Annotated in this window: 17 protein-coding genes; 1 reads left to right on the top strand and 16 read right to left on the bottom strand. The window is 67.1% G+C overall.

Annotated features, from left to right (window positions below; genetic code table 11):
• Positions 1 to 48: 48 nt before the first annotated feature.
• The 16 genes from nuoI to thiE form a co-directional block, all read right to left on the bottom strand.
• On the bottom strand, positions 49 to 534 hold the full coding sequence (nuoI, locus tag AC2YHA_RS04290; protein ID WP_487400500.1) for an NADH-quinone oxidoreductase subunit NuoI: 486 nt from the start codon (positions 532 to 534) through the stop codon (positions 49 to 51).
• A complete protein-coding gene (gene nuoH / locus AC2YHA_RS04285; protein ID WP_487400499.1) occupies positions 531 to 1,583 on the bottom strand; it encodes an NADH-quinone oxidoreductase subunit NuoH in 1,053 nt (350 codons plus the stop codon). The genes nuoI and nuoH overlap by 4 nt, the downstream gene beginning before the upstream one ends.
• Positions 1,584 to 1,803: 220 nt before the next feature.
• Positions 1,804 to 3,819, bottom strand: coding sequence for an NADH-quinone oxidoreductase subunit NuoG (gene nuoG, locus AC2YHA_RS04280; RefSeq protein WP_487400498.1), 2,016 nt, complete (start codon positions 3,817 to 3,819; stop codon positions 1,804 to 1,806).
• Positions 3,819 to 5,123: an NADH-quinone oxidoreductase subunit NuoF gene (gene nuoF, locus AC2YHA_RS04275; RefSeq protein ID WP_233782718.1), complete on the bottom strand. Its 1,305-nt coding sequence runs from the start codon at positions 5,121 to 5,123 to the stop codon at positions 3,819 to 3,821. Before nuoF ends, nuoG begins: the two co-directional genes overlap by 1 nt.
• A gap of 3 nt (positions 5,124 to 5,126) precedes the next feature.
• Positions 5,127 to 5,276 carry a hypothetical protein gene (locus tag AC2YHA_RS04270; protein ID WP_487400497.1) on the bottom strand — a complete coding sequence of 50 codons (150 nt, stop codon included), beginning with the start codon at positions 5,274 to 5,276 and terminating at the stop codon, positions 5,127 to 5,129.
• A complete protein-coding gene (locus tag AC2YHA_RS04265; RefSeq protein WP_233782720.1) occupies positions 5,276 to 5,944 on the bottom strand; it encodes a complex I 24 kDa subunit family protein in 669 nt (222 codons plus the stop codon). The genes AC2YHA_RS04270 and AC2YHA_RS04265 overlap by 1 nt, the downstream gene beginning before the upstream one ends.
• The gene (locus AC2YHA_RS04260) at positions 5,944 to 6,399 is read right to left on the bottom strand and encodes a hypothetical protein (RefSeq protein WP_233782721.1); all 456 of its coding nucleotides are present in this window, start codon (positions 6,397 to 6,399) and stop codon (positions 5,944 to 5,946) included. The genes AC2YHA_RS04265 and AC2YHA_RS04260 overlap by 1 nt, the downstream gene beginning before the upstream one ends.
• Positions 6,396 to 7,616, bottom strand: coding sequence for an NADH-quinone oxidoreductase subunit D (locus AC2YHA_RS04255; RefSeq protein ID WP_487401699.1), 1,221 nt, complete (start codon positions 7,614 to 7,616; stop codon positions 6,396 to 6,398). Before AC2YHA_RS04255 ends, AC2YHA_RS04260 begins: the two co-directional genes overlap by 4 nt.
• Positions 7,617 to 7,649: 33 nt before the next feature.
• On the bottom strand, positions 7,650 to 8,558 hold the full coding sequence (locus tag AC2YHA_RS04250; protein ID WP_487400496.1) for an NADH-quinone oxidoreductase subunit C: 909 nt from the start codon (positions 8,556 to 8,558) through the stop codon (positions 7,650 to 7,652).
• Positions 8,555 to 9,106 (bottom strand): NuoB/complex I 20 kDa subunit family protein, encoded by a 552-nt coding sequence (locus AC2YHA_RS04245; RefSeq protein WP_487400495.1) that lies wholly within the window; start codon positions 9,104 to 9,106, stop codon positions 8,555 to 8,557. Before AC2YHA_RS04245 ends, AC2YHA_RS04250 begins: the two co-directional genes overlap by 4 nt.
• The gene (locus AC2YHA_RS04240) at positions 9,097 to 9,471 is read right to left on the bottom strand and encodes an NADH-quinone oxidoreductase subunit A (protein WP_487400494.1); all 375 of its coding nucleotides are present in this window, start codon (positions 9,469 to 9,471) and stop codon (positions 9,097 to 9,099) included. The genes AC2YHA_RS04245 and AC2YHA_RS04240 overlap by 10 nt, the downstream gene beginning before the upstream one ends.
• 243 nt (positions 9,472 to 9,714) lie before the next feature.
• Positions 9,715 to 10,530: an inositol monophosphatase family protein gene (locus AC2YHA_RS04235; RefSeq protein WP_487400493.1), complete on the bottom strand. Its 816-nt coding sequence runs from the start codon at positions 10,528 to 10,530 to the stop codon at positions 9,715 to 9,717.
• Positions 10,531 to 10,658: 128 nt separating this feature from the next.
• Positions 10,659 to 11,222: an elongation factor P gene (efp, locus tag AC2YHA_RS04230; protein WP_233782726.1), complete on the bottom strand. Its 564-nt coding sequence runs from the start codon at positions 11,220 to 11,222 to the stop codon at positions 10,659 to 10,661.
• Between the two features lie 58 nt (positions 11,223 to 11,280).
• Positions 11,281 to 11,898, bottom strand: coding sequence for a M23 family metallopeptidase (locus AC2YHA_RS04225; RefSeq protein WP_487400492.1), 618 nt, complete (start codon positions 11,896 to 11,898; stop codon positions 11,281 to 11,283).
• Positions 11,895 to 12,875 carry a L,D-transpeptidase family protein gene (locus tag AC2YHA_RS04220; RefSeq protein ID WP_487400491.1) on the bottom strand — a complete coding sequence of 327 codons (981 nt, stop codon included), beginning with the start codon at positions 12,873 to 12,875 and terminating at the stop codon, positions 11,895 to 11,897. The genes AC2YHA_RS04225 and AC2YHA_RS04220 overlap by 4 nt, the downstream gene beginning before the upstream one ends.
• 60 nt (positions 12,876 to 12,935) lie before the next feature.
• A complete protein-coding gene (thiE, locus tag AC2YHA_RS04215; protein ID WP_487400490.1) occupies positions 12,936 to 13,637 on the bottom strand; it encodes a thiamine phosphate synthase in 702 nt (233 codons plus the stop codon).
• Between thiE and AC2YHA_RS04210 the strand changes: the two genes are divergently transcribed.
• Positions 13,636 to 14,376 (top strand): DUF72 domain-containing protein, encoded by a 741-nt coding sequence (locus AC2YHA_RS04210; RefSeq protein WP_487400489.1) that lies wholly within the window; start codon positions 13,636 to 13,638, stop codon positions 14,374 to 14,376. The two genes, thiE and AC2YHA_RS04210, sit on opposite strands and share 2 nt — an antisense overlap.
• Positions 14,377 to 14,437: the final 61 nt, after the last annotated feature.

Raw genomic sequence — 14,437 nt, 5'->3', positions numbered from 1 at the left:
ATGGCGGAGGTAAAGTGAATCATCGGAGCCCCAGAAGTCACGGCGCGCTTACCGATAGGGCGCGTCGGCGGCAAGGTTCGCCGCGATCACGCTCTCCCAGCGGTCGCCGTTGGCGAGCAGCTTGGCCTTGTCGTAGATCAGCTCCTCGCGCGTCTCGGTCGAGAACTCGAAGTTCGGCCCCTCGACGATCGCGTCCACCGGGCATGCCTCCTGGCACAGGCCGCAGTAGATGCACTTGGTCATGTCGATGTCGTAGCGCGTGGTGCGGCGGCTGCCGTCGTCGCGCGGCTCGGCCTCGATCGTGATCGCCAGCGCCGGACAGATCGCCTCGCACAGCTTGCACGCGATGCAACGCTCTTCGCCGTTGGGATAACGGCGCAGCGCATGCTCGCCGCGGAAGCGGGGCGAGATCGGGTTCTTTTCGAACGGGTAGTTGATCGTCGCCTTGGGCTTGAAGAAATACTTCAGCGTCAGCCAGTGGGCCTTCACGAACTCCCACAGGGTGAACGAGCGGACGACTTGGGCGAGGCTCATGCCGCACCTCCGTAACGGGTCAGCATCAGAAATCCTGAAACCAGGACGACGAAGAACAGCGACAGCGGCAGGAACACCTTCCAGCCGAGGCGCATCAGCTGGTCGTAGCGGTAGCGCGGCACCGTCGCCTTCACCCAGCTGAAGATGAAGAAGAAGCACCAGACCTTGAGCAGAAACCAGATGATTCCCGGCACGAGATAGAGCGGCGCCCAGTCGAGCGGCGGCAGCCAGCCACCCCAGAACAGGATGGCGTTCAGCGCGCACATCAGGATGACGTTGGCATATTCGCCGAGCCAGAACAGCGCGAAGCTCATCGAGCTGTATTCGGTCTGATAGCCGGCGACGAGCTCCGATTCCGCTTCGGTCAGGTCGAACGGCGGGCGCGCGGTCTCGGCCAGCGCCGAGATCAGGAACACCACCGCCATCGGGAACAGCAGCGGGTTGAAGCCGAAGCCGTTGACGAAGCCGTACAGCCCCTTCTGCGCCATCACGATCTGGCTGAGGTTGAACGAGCCCGCCCACAGCACCACCGAGATGAGGACGAAGCCGATCGCGACCTCGTAGCTCACCATCTGCGCAGCGGCGCGGAGCGAGGAGTAGAAGGGATATTTGGAGTTCGACGACCAGCCGGCGATGATCACCCCGTAGACGCCCATCGACGACGCCGCGAGCACGTAGAGCAGCCCGACGTTGATGTCGGCGAGCACCACGCCGGCCTGGAACGGGATCACCGCCCACACGATCAGCGCGACGGTGAAGGTGATGATCGGCGCGAGCAGGAACAGGCCACGGTTGGCCGACGACGGGACGATCGTCTCCTGCAGGAAGACCTTGAGACCGTCGGCGAAGCTCTGCAGCAGGCCGAACGGGCCGACGACATTGGGGCCGCGGCGCAACGCCATCGCCGCCCAGATCTTGCGGTCGGCGTAGATGATCATCGCCACCGCCAGCATCAGCGGCAGAGCAATCACCAGGATGCCGACGATCGTGGCGATGAACCACGCCCAGCCGAAAGGCAGGCCGATGGTGTTCTGGAAGAAGGCGGTCATGAATTCACCCGTGCCCCGGCGAAGGCCGGGGCCCAGTTACGAGCTGCGTGGAGCTGGGCCCCGGCCTTCGCCGGGGCACAAGAACGACAAATATCCGTCACGTCAGCCACACCGCGATCAGCACCGCGGCGATCACCACCAACGCTATGATAAGGCAACCGATCTGCACCTTTGTCAGCAGCAGCTGAAACAGCAGATCGGAAACGAAGTCCCACATCCATCACTCCGCCGCCTCCGCGAACTCCTGGCCATGGATCAGCTCGGCCGAGCAGCGCTGCATCGTCGGGCTGGCGCGGCAGATGGCGTTGGTGAGGTAGAAGTCGGCGATCGGATAGGTCACCGGCCCGCTCGCCTTGGCGGCGAGCTTCGGCGGCGCCCAGTCGTAGCGAACGAGGCCCTCCTGCCCCAGCGCCGGCACCGCCTCGGCCATCGCCGCGCGCAGCTCGTCGAAGCTGTCGAACGGCAGCGTCGCGCCGAGCTTCTCCGACAGCGCGCGCAGGATCGCCCAGTCCTCGCGGGCGTCGCCCGGCGGGAAGACGGCACGGTCGCCGCGCTGCACCCGGCCTTCGAGGTTGACGTAGGTGCCCGGCTTCTCGGCATAGCTGGCGCCGGGCAGCACCACGTCGGCATGATGCGCGCCATTGTCGCCGTGATGGCCGATGAAGACCTTGAACGTGCTCTCGAACGCCGAATAGTCGACCTCGTCGGCGCCGAGGAAGAAGGCGAGCTGCGGCTTGGCCGCGACGATGTCGGCGATGCCGCCCTTCTGCGCATAGCCGAGCATCAGCCCGCCCATCCGCGCCGCCGCGGTATGGATCACGCCGAAGCCGTTCCACGCCGTGCCGTCCTCGAGCGTGCGGACCAGCTTCATCGGCTCGACCAGCGCGAGCGCCGCACCCTGCGCCGCCTTGAGCGAGCCCGGGCCGGCGATGACGAGCGGCCGCTTGGCATTCTCGAACGCCTGCACCACCTGCTCCGGCAGCTTGGCGAGCAGGCCGAGGTCGTCGCCCAGCCATTCGGCCTTGTAGGTGAGATCGACCTCGGGGCCGATCGCGAACACCTTGGCGCCCTTCTTAATCGCCTTGCGCACGCGCGTGTTGATCAGCGGCGCCTCCCAGCGGAGGTTCGAGCCGACCAGCAGGATCGCGTCCGCCTCCTCGACTCCCGCGATGGTCGGGTTGAAGGCGACGGCGCCGAGGTTGGTCACGTCATAGGACAGGCCGGTCTGGCGCCCCTCGAGCAGGGTCGAGCCGAGCTGGTTGACCAGCACCTTGGCCGCGAACATCGTCTCGCAGTCGACCTGGTCGCCGGCGATCGCGGCGACGCTGCTGCCGGCCTGGACCGCGGCGATCGCGTCGAACGCCTCTTCCCAGCTCGCCGGCTGGAGCTTGCCCTCGCGGCGGACATAGGGCCGGTCGAGCCGGCGCCGGACGAGCCCGTCGACGGCGTGGCGCGTCTTGTCGTGCGCCCACTCCTCGTTCACGTCCTCGTTGATCCGCGGCAGCGCGCGCAGCACCTGGCGGCCGCGGCTGTCGAGGCGGATGTTGGTGCCGACGCCGTCCATCACGTCGATCGCCAGCGTCTTCTTGAGCTCCCACGGCCGCGCCTCGAACGCATAGGGCTTCGAGGTTAGCGCGCCGACCGGGCACAGGTCGACGATGTTGCCCGACAGTTCGCTCTTGAACGCCTCTTCGAGATAGGTCGTGATCTGCATGTCCTCGCCGCGATAGATCGCGCCGACTTCCTCGACCCCGGCGACCTCCTCGGCGAAGCGCACGCAGCGGGTGCACTGGATGCAGCGGGTCATGACCGTCTTGACGATCGGGCCCATGTACTTCTCGGTGACCGCGCGCTTGTTCTCGTCGTAGCGCGAATGGCCGCGGCCATAGGCGATCGACTGGTCCTGCAGGTCGCACTCGCCGCCCTGGTCGCAGATCGGGCAGTCGAGCGGATGGTTGATGAGCAGGAACTCCATCACGCCTTCGCGCGCCGCCTTGACCATCGGCGAGGTGGTGAACACCTCCTGGTTGTCGGCGGCGGGCAGCGCGCACGACGCCTGCGGCTTCGGCGGCCCCGGCTTCACCTCGACCAGGCACATGCGGCAATTGCCGGCGATCGACAGCCGCTCGTGGTAGCAGAAGCGCGGAATTTCCTTCCCCGCGGCCTCGCATGCCTGGAGCACGGTGGCCCCGGCGGGCACCTCTACTTCGATACCGTCTACTTTGAGCTTGGGCATTACTCGGCAGCCTCTTGCATCGGGGCAGCGCCGGCGCCCTGACGCTCGGCGATGCGGCGCTCCAGCTCGGGGCGGAAATGGCGGATCAGGCCCTGGATCGGCCAGGCCGCCGCGTCGCCGAGCGCGCAGATGGTGTGGCCCTCGACCTGCTTGGTGACCTGCTGAAGCGTGTCGATCTCGCTGACGTCGGCGTCGCCGGTGCGCAGCCGCTCCATCACGCGCCACATCCACCCGGTGCCCTCGCGGCACGGCGTGCACTGGCCGCAGCTCTCATGCTTGTAGAAATAGCTGATGCGGCTGATCGCACGGACGATGTCGGTCGATTTGTCCATGACGATCACGGCCGCGGTGCCGAGGCCCGAGCCGACGCCGCGCAGCCCGTCGAAGTCCATCGGGCAGTCCATGATCTGCTCGGCCGGCACCAGCGGCACCGACGATCCGCCCGGGATCACCGCCAGCAGATTGTCCCAGCCGCCACGGATGCCGCCGCAATGCTCCTCGATGAGCTGACGGAACGGGATCGACATCGCGTCCTCGACCACGCACGGCTTGTTCACATGGCCGCTGATCTGGAAGAGCTTGGTGCCCTTGTTGTTCTCGGCGCCGAAGCTCGCAAACCATTCGGGCCCGCGGCGCAGGATGGTCGGCGCGACCGCGATCGATTCGACGTTGTTGACCGTGGTCGGACAGCCGTAGAGGCCGGCACCTGCCGGGAACGGCGGCTTCAGGCGCGGCTGGCCCTTCTTGCCCTCCAGACTCTCCAGCATCGCGGTCTCTTCGCCGCAGATATAGGCGCCGGCACCGCGGTGGACGAACACGTCGAAGTCATAGCCCGACCCGCACGCGTTCTTGCCGATGAAGCCGCGGTCATAGGCTTCGGCGACGGCGGCGAACAAGGTCTCCGCCTCGCGGATATATTCGCCGCGGATGTAGATGTAGGCAGCCCGCGCGCGCATCGCGAAGCCGGCGACCAGAGCGCCCTCGATCAGCTTGTGCGGATCGTGGCGGATGATCTCGCGGTCCTTGCACGATCCCGGCTCGGATTCGTCGGCGTTGATGACCAGGAAGCTGGGCCGGTCGGGGCGCGGCTCCTTGGGCATGAACGACCATTTGGTGCCGGTCGGGAAGCCCGCCCCACCCCGCCCGCGCAGGCCCGAGGCCTTGATGCGGTCGATGATCGTGTCCTGCCCGAGCGCGAGCAGCGCCTTGGTGTTGTCCCAGTCGCCGCGCTTGATGGCGGCGTCCACATTCCACGGCTGGTAGCCGTAGAGGTTGGTGAAGATGCGGTCCTTGTCTGCCAGCATTGCCTAGCGTCCCTGCCCCACCAGCCTCTCGGCGAGGAAATAGGCGATCACCGCGACCGCGAGGCCGACGACGATACCGAGGATGGCGCCGATCACCTTGATCGCGAACACGACCACGATGATGCCGATGATGATCGCAATGATCGCACCCATCACCACTCCCCCCGATAATCATGGTTCTCGGTGACCATCGCCTTGAGCGTGGTCGGGCCGCCGAGCGGCTCGACGGTGTGGCGGCCCGGCTCCTGCGTGCCGGTCTTGGGCTGCTCGCCCCGCGCCAGCGCGTCGAGGATCGCGGTCATGCGGTCGTAGTCGAGGTCCTCGTAGTTGTCGTCGTTGATCTGCACCATCGGCGCCGACGAGCAATTGCCCATGCACTCGACCTCGGTGAGCGTGAACAGCCCGTCCGGCGTCGTCTTGCCCTTGGCGAGGCCATAGTTGCGGCACGCGGCGAGCACGTCGTCCGACCCGCGCAGCATGCACGGCGTCGTACCGCACACCTGGACGTGGAAGCGGCCGACCGGCGCCAGGTTGAACATGGTGTAGAAGGTCGCGACCTCGAACACGCGGATGTATGGCATGCCGAGCTCGCGCGCGACGAACTCGATCACCGGGACCGGCAGCCAGCCCTGGGTATTGGTCTCGGCGCCGACCTGGCGCTGGGCGAGGTCGAGGAACGGGATCGAGGCCGACTGCTGGCGGCCCGGCGGATAGCGGCCGACGATCTCGGCGGCCTTCTTCCGGTTCTCCTCGGTCCACGCGAACGCGCCCCAGCGCGCGCGGGTCTCGGCCTCGTCGGGGATGTGGGCAGCTTCAGCCATCAACGCGGTTCCGTGGGAGCGGCCGGCGGCGCGGGCGGCGTCGCCGGTCTATAGACAGTCTGGGCGGCGCTGACCTTCGCGATCAGCTCGCCGTCGAAATCGATCTCGGTGGTGGTATCGGCCGGAAGGCCGCCGGTGCAGCGCATGGTGAGCACCACCGCATCCTCGTTCACCTCGAACGGCTTGACGCGCGTGCAGCCCTTGAGCGGCGCGATCGTGTCGGGCTTGAGCAGGCCCATGATGCCGTTGATGTCGGTGGTGGCCCCCGGCGCGACGATCGGCGTGAGCGCGGCGCCGTTGCCGTTGGCGGCGACCGCGAGCAGCGTCTTGACCTTGGCGACGCGCGCGCGGGCGACGTCCATCGACACCGACGGCGGCGGCGCGGGTGGAGGCGCAGGCGGGGCGGCCTGCTGCTGCGCGATGGCGAACGCGGCGAAGGCGACGAGACCGATCACCGGTCGCACTCCCCGAACACCACGTCGATCGCGCCCAGGATCGCGGTGGTGTCCGCGAGCATGTGGCCCTTCGACATGAAGTCCATCGCCTGGAGGTGACTGAACGCGGTGGGGCGGATCTTGCAGCGGTAGGGCTTATTCGAGCCGTCGGCGACCAGGTAGACGCCGAACTCGCCCTTGGGGCTCTCCGTCGCGACGTACACCTCGCCGGCGGGCACGTGATAGCCTTCGGTGTAGAGCTTGAAGTGGTGGATGAGCGCTTCCATCGAGCGCTTCATCTCGCCGCGCTTGGGCGGCACCACCTTGCGGTCGGTGCTGGCGATCGGACCTTCCGGCATCTCATTGAGGCACTGCTTCATGATCCGCGCGGACTGGCGGACCTCCTCGACGCGCACCATGAAGCGGTCGTAGCAGTCGCCGCGCGTGCCGACCGGCACGTCGAACTGCATCCGATCGTAGACGTCGTAGGGCTGCGACTTGCGCAGGTCCCACGGAATGCCCGAGCCGCGGATCATCGGGCCCGAGAAGCCCCAGCGCACCGCGTCCTCGCGGCTCACCACCGCGATGTCGACGTTGCGCTGCTTGAAGATGCGGTTCTCGGCGACCAGGCTGATCGCGTCCTCGAACAGGCGCGGCAGGCGGGTGTCGAGCCAGTCGGCGATGTCGGTCAAGAGCTTCAGCGGCACGTCCTGATGGACGCCGCCCGGGCGCAGGTAATTGTGGTGCATCCGCGCGCCCGACGCGCGCTCGAAGAAGTTGAGGCAGTCCTCGCGCAGCTCGAACAGCCACAAGTTCGGCGTCATCGCGCCGACGTCCATGACGTGCGACCCGAGGTTGAGCATATGGTTCGAGATGCGGGTCAGCTCGGCGAAGAACACGCGGAGATACTGCGCACGGATCGGCACCTCGAGGTCGAGCAGCTTCTCGACCGCCAGCACGAAGCTGTGCTCCATGCACATCGGCGAGCAGTAATCGAGCCGGTCGAAGTACGGCAGCGCCTGCGCGTAGGTCTTGTACTCGATCAGCTTCTCGGTGCCGCGGTGGAGCAGGCCGACATGCGGATCGACGCGCTCGACGATCTCGCCGTCGAGCTCCAGCACCAGCCGCAGCACGCCGTGCGCCGCCGGATGCTGCGGGCCGAAGTTGATCGTGTAGTTCTGGATGGCGACGTCGCCTTCGCTCTCCGGCTCGCGCACGGAGTCGACGGTCTGCTCCATCATCTGATCGACGGTATCAGCCATGGGCTACGCTCACTGGTTCTGCCCCTTGCCCTTGGTCGGCACGACGGCGCGCTTGCGAGGCTTCGGCTTGGCATCGGCCTCGGGCTTGCCGGCGCCGGTGTCGGCGGTGCTGTCCTTGGTCTTGGCGCGCTTCGCCTTGGGCGTGGCGGGCTTGGAGGCCTTCGCGCCGGCCTTCTGAATCTCGTCGGCGGTCACCGGCGAGGGCGCACCCTTCTCCTGCGGCACCGCGGGCGCGGGCGGCGCGGGAGGCGGCGGCGGAGTCGGCGCGGGCTTGCCCTGCGGCGTGTCGCCGGGGCCGGGGCCGGTCGCCTTCTCGTCACCCGGCAGCACATAGGCCGCACCTTCCCACGGGCTCATGAAGTCGAAGTTGCGGAAGTCCTGCGCCAGGCTGACCGGCTGGTAGACGACGCGCTTCGCCTCTTCCGAGTAGCGCAGCTCGACATAACCGCTCAGCGGAAAATCCTTGCGCTGTGGATGGCCGCGGAAGCCATAGTCGGTGAGGATGCGCCTGAGGTCCGGATTGCCCGAGAACAGCACGCCGTACATGTCGTACACCTCGCGCTCGAGCCAGCCGGCGTTGGGCCACAGCGAAGTGACCGACGGCACCGGCTTCACCTCGTCGGTGGTGACGCGGACCTGGATGCGGTGGTTGCGGGTGAGGCTCAGCAGGCAGTAGACCACCTCGAACCGCTCCGGACGGCTCGGATAGTCGACGCCGGCGATCTCCATGCACTGCTGGTACTCGAGGCCGGGCGTGTCGCGCAGCGCGGTCATCGCCGGCACCAGCGCCTCGCGATCGACATAGAGCGCGACCTCGCCGACCTGGTCCTGCGCGTGCAGCAGCTTGTCGCCGAGCGCGGCGGTCGCCGCCTCGATCACGCCGTCGTTGGTCAGGTAACGGGGTGCCGGGGCCCTCACCGCTCCAGGCTCCCGATGCGGCGGATCTTCCGCTGGAGCTGCATCACGCCGTAGAGCAACGCCTCGGCGGTCGGCGGGCAGCCGGGGACGTAGATGTCAACCGGCACGATGCGATCGCAGCCGCGCACGACGCTGTAGCTATAGTGGTAATAGCCGCCGCCATTGGCGCACGACCCCATCGAGATGACGTACTTGGGCTCCGACATCTGGTCGTAGACCTTGCGCAGCGCCGGCGCCATCTTGTTGCAGAGCGTGCCGGCGACGATCATCACGTCCGACTGACGCGGGCTCGCGCGCGGCGCCGCGCCGAAGCGCTCCATGTCGTAGCGGGGCATGTTGACGTGGATCATCTCGACCGCGCAGCAGGCAAGGCCGAAGGTCATCCACCACAGCGAACCGGTGCGCGCCCACTGGAACAGCTCCTCGGTCGAGGTGACCAGGAAACCCTTGTCGGTGAGCTCGGTGTTGATGTCGTCGAAGAACGCCTGATCCGGCGCGACCTTCTCGGTCGGGAACGCATTCTCCGACGGCGACAGGATCACTCCCATTCGAGCGCTCCCTTCTTCCAGGCATAGATGAGACCGAGCGCGAGCTCGGCGATGAAGACCATCATCGACCCCCAGGCGACCCAGCCCAGGTCGAACACGGTGACCGCCCAGGGATAGAGGAACGCCGCCTCGAGATCGAAGACGATGAACAGGATCGCGACCAGATAGAAGCGCACGTCGAACTGGCTGCGCGAATCCTCGAAGGCGGGGAAGCCGCATTCATATTCGCTGAGCTTCTCCGGCGTCGGCTGGTGCGTGCCGGTCAGTCGGGCGACCAGCATCGGCAGGACCACAAAGGCGCCGGACAGCAGGATCGCCACTCCCAGGAACAGGAGGATCGGAAGATATTGCGACAGGTCGACCAAGGGCGTTGCTCGCAGGTGCGAAATGGAATGGGGGGCTCCTAGACCCTGACCCCTAGCCGGGCAAGGGTTTGAGGCGTGAGAATGACTCGCAATTAGATCGCTTTGTTCCCTCTCCCCGTTGGGAGAGGGAGGGAGCCGCGAAGCGGCGGAAGGGTGAGGGTGACTGCGCCAGGTGAGGTCACCCTCACCCTTCCCACTGCCTTCGGCAGCGGGCCCCTTCCCTCTCCCAACGGGAGAGGGAGTTTAGCGCAGCGCGCCGCCGAGCAGCTTATGGAGCCGCGAATGGAGCACGTCATTCCCGGCGAGCACCTGGCCGCGCTCGAGCACGCGGTCCTGGCCGCGGAAGTCGGTGATGAAGCCGCCCGCTTCCTTGATCAGGATCACGCCGGCCGCGATGTCCCACGGCTGCAGTCCGCTTTCCCAGAAGCCGTCGTAACGCCCCGCCGCCACCCAGGCGAGGTCGAGCGCCGCCGAGCCGAAACGCCGGATGCCGGCCACCTCGGGCGCGATCGCGCCGAAGATGCGGCTCCATTCGGCGAAGTCGCCATGCCCCAGGAAAGGAATGCCGGTCGCGATCAGCGCCTCGGACATATCCCGCCGCGCCGACACGCGCAGCCGCTGGCCCTGCAGCCAGGCGCCGCGCCCCTTCTCGGCCCAGAAGCCCTCGTCGGTGAGCGGCTGATAGACCATGCCGTGGGTTATCTCGGGCTTGCCGCCCGCCCCCCGTGGATCCTCGACCGCGATGGAGATCGCGAAATGCGGGATGCCGTGGAGGAAGTTCGAGGTGCCGTCGAGCGGGTCGACGATCCAGCGCGGCTTGTCGGGATCGCCCTCGATCGAGCCGCCCTCCTCCGCGAGGATGCCCCAGTCGGGCCGCGCCTTGTGGAGCTCCTCGAGGATCGTCTCCTCGGCGCGCTTGTCGGCCATGCTGACGAAGTCGGCGGGCCCCTTGCGGCTCACCTGGAGGTGCTGGACCTCGTTGAAGTCACGGCGAAGCCGCGGCGCCGCCTTGCGGACCGCGCGCTCCATGATCGTGATGAGGCCGGAGTGACTAACCAAAACGATGCTCCAAAACCCCTCTCCCACCGGGAGAGGGAGGGGCCCAAAGCGTCAGCTTTGGGAGGGTGAGGGTGAGTGCGGACCGTCCCGTCGCCCTCACCCAACCTTCTCCCGAAGGGAGAGGGCTTTTAGTCCGCCCGGCGGACGTAGGTCTGCTCGTACACGTCGACGACGATACGCGTGCCCGAGGTGATATGCGGCGGCACCATCACCCGGACGCCGTTGTCGAGCAGCGCCGGCTTGTAGCTGGACGAGGCGGTCTGGCCCTTCACCACCGCGTCAGCCTCGACGATCGTCGCCTCGATCGTGTCGGGAAGCTGGACGTTGATCGGCTCCTCGTCGTAGAGCTCCATCACCACGTCCATGCCGTCCTGCAGGAAGGCGGCGGCATCGCCGAGCAGGTCCTTGGGCAGGGTGATCTGGTCGTAGGTGTCCTTGTCCATGAACACCAGCTGCTCGCCGTCTGCGAACAGGAACTGGAAGTCCTTGGTGTCCAGCCGCACGCGCTCCACCGTCTCGGCCGAGCGGAAGCGGACGTTGTTCTTGCGGCCGTCGCGCAGGTTCTTGAGCTCGACCTGCATATAGGCGCCGCCCTTGCCGGGCTGGGTGTGCTGGATCTTCACGGCGCGCCAGATGCCGCCTTCATATTCGATGATGTTGCCGGGACGGATGTCCACGCCGCTGATCTTCATGGGGATCTACCTGCTGGAAAGAGCGAGGGGCGCCCGCAAGCGCCCGTGGAGGCGCCCCTTAGCGTCCCGGCCGGTTTCCGACAAGCAGCGGATAGGGATTGACCGGCTCGCCCTGCCACCAGCCGTCCTCGGGGTTCATCCGCGAGATGCCGAAATGGAGGTGGTAGTTGCCGGCCCCCGCGTTGCCGGTGTCGCCGACGAAGGCGATCGGCTCGCCTGCGCGCACCTGCTTCCCTTCGGCAATGCCGGGCGCGTAGCCGGCGAGATGAGCGTAGTAATAGCTCCAGCGTCCGTCCGCCGAGCGGATGTAGAGGGTATGGCCGCCCGCCCTGCTGTCGAACAGCTTCTCGACCGTCCCTGCAGCCGCGGCGAGCACCGGCGTCCCGGCAGGGGCGATGATGTCCGTTCCCTGATGCGGCCGAGCGCCGCTGTCGCGCGACTGACCCCAGGTGTCGGTGATCTGCGCCATAGAGACGCCGACGACCGGCACGACGAGCGCCGGCGAGTCCTCCGACCGAACCGGTGCCGGCGGCGCGGGCGCGATCGTCCCGTCGGTGAAGTTCACCATCAGCGCCAGCGCGAGTCCCAGCATCAGCACGAACGCCAGGATGAGGCGTGCCGCCGCCTTGCGTCGAGTCCCCAGCCGGTCCCGATTCGAGAGCGGCGTCGCGGTCATGGCCGGAACTCCACCGGCGTGCCCGGCTTCACCATCAGCGCCAGCCGTGCGGCATCCCAGTTGGTCAGGCGGATGCAGCCATGGCTTTCGGTGCGGCCGATGTTCTGCGGCTCGGGCGTGCCGTGGATGCCGTAATGCGGCTTCGACAGGTCGAGCCACACTACCCCCACCGGCCCGTTCGGCCCCGGCGGCAGCATCTCGGCGTCATCACCCTTCTTCGCGTCCCAGAACAGTTTGGGATTATAGTGAAATCGGGGATTGGTGTCGGCGCCGTTGATCTTCCACCGGCCGATCGGCAGCGGATCATGCTCCGATCCCATGGTGGCGCTGAACTGGGCGACGAGGCGGTCGCCGCTGCCGAACACCTTGAGCACGCCCTCCGACTTGTCGACGACGATCCTCGCCGCGCTCGGCTGACGCGCGTCGACGTTGAGGTCGCCGAGCGTGCGCCGCCACTCGGGCTTGAGGTCGGCGGGATAGTCGCGGGACGTCGGCAGCACGTTCGGCACGACGATCGGCGTCCCCGGCCGCAGCATCGTCTCCGGGCTATTGAGCTCGAGCAGCACCGCGGGCGAGGTGTGGAACATCTCCGCCAGCTTCTCCATCGGCGAGCGATAGGCGAGCGAGGGCATCTTCGCCTGCTCTCCGTAATCCTTGGGCGTCGGGTTGATGAAGGGCCCGGCGAGCATCTCGGCGGTGAGTGAGATACGCGTCTCCGGCCGGATCGCTCGATGGGGATAGAGCGCCCGGAGGGTCGGTCGATCGATCCTGCCGCTGACCTTGAGCCCGCGCGATTGCTGGAAGCCACGCAATGCCGCCTTGAGCGACTGCCCGTCCCGCCCGTCGACGATACCCGGCGAGAAACCGAGGTGGTCGAGGATCACCTGGACATGGAGGATGCTGCGGTCGAGCGATGGCGTCTGGGCGGCGGCGGGCGTGGCGCACAATAGCGCAAGGATCACCGCAAACGCCCGCATCCAATTGACTCCACTCCTAAATAGGGAATCGTTGAACGCGCGAAACCAATCGACGTTGCGTCAGGTCGAACCAAGTATCTCGGCAAAAGCTCGTATCGCCGCGACTTCATCACCGCCCCACACCGCGTGCGAGACCGCGAGGAAATCGGCGCCGGCCGCGATCAGCGGCACGGCATTAGCCGGCGTGATCCCGCCGATCGCGACGCAGGGGATTTCGAACAGGGTCGACCACCAGGACAGGATCGACGGATCGGGCCGGTGCCGCGTCTCCTTGGTCGCGGTCGGGTAGAAGGCGCCGAATGCGACATAATCCGCCCCGGCCTCTCCCGCTTCCATGGCGAGATGGCGGCTGTCGTGGCAGGTCACGCCGATCTGCGCCGACGGCCCGAGGATCTGGCGTGCCTCGCGCGGGTCGCCGTCCTCCTGCCCTAGATGCACCCCATCGGCGCCGAGGCGCTTGGCGAGGCTGATGCTGTCGTTGACGATGAAGGCGACGTCATGGTCCGCGCAGATGCACTGGAGCGGCTCGGCGAGCCGCGCAGCCTCATGCTGGTCGACGCCCTTCACGCGGAACTGGAAGGCGGCGACCGGTCCCGCCTCAAGCGCGCGGGCGAGGCGGTCGGGAAAAGCGCCCGCCACGTCGAGCGGCGAGATCAGGTAGAGCTGGCACGGCGGTTTCTTGTCGTCGCGCTCGAAGCGCGCGGCGAAATCCGGGTCGAGTGCGTTGTCGAAACCGTCGTCGTCTTCGCCAAGGGACTGCATGTCGCGCTCCGAAATCCGTGTCGGCTGCTCCGGCTGGATGTACCGGCACTGGCGGGGCGCCTTCTATCCCGAGACGCTCGCCGTCAACCGCTGGTTCGGCTTCTATGCCGAACATTTCGACACGGTCGAGATCAACAACAGCTTCTACCGCCTGCCCACGGCCGAAACCTTCGCCAAATGGAAGGACCAGGCGCCGAGGGACTTCCGCTATGCGGTGAAGGCCAACCGCTACATCACCCAGGCCAAGCGGCTGAAGGACTGCGCCGAACCGCTCGCGCGGATGATCGCACCGACGCGCAAACTCGGCGACCGGCTGGGCGCGATCCTCTACCAGCTCCCGCCGCGCTTGCGGATCAACCTCGAACGGCTGGAGGATTTCCTGAAACTGCTCCCGCACGACCTCACCCACGCGTTCGAGTTCCGCGACAAGAGCTGGCTCACCGACGAGACGCTGGCGCTGCTGGGCTGCTACGGCGCCTCCTTCTGCGCGCACGACATGCCCGACCTTGCGACGCCGCGCTGGGCGGTCGGACCGATCGCCTATGTCCGCTTCCACGGCAGCGGCGGCAAATATTGGGGCCGCTACTCCGACGAAGCGCTGCTCGGCTGGACCGACTGGATGATCGCTCAGACACGGGAGGGCCGCAGCGTCTGGGCCTATTTCAACAACGACGCCCACGCCGACGCCATCCACGACGCGCAGACGCTGAAGGCGATGGTGCGGCGGGCTTTGCACTAACCTGCCCTATCCGTCACCCCGGCGAAGGCCGGGGTCCACCAAGCCTCCAATACTGTCCTTT

It is taken from the genome of Sphingomonas sp. SRI_018 (assembly GCF_057586275.1).
Note: the sequence above shows the minus strand (reverse complement) of the source record. Positions and strands in the feature narration are given on the sequence as shown.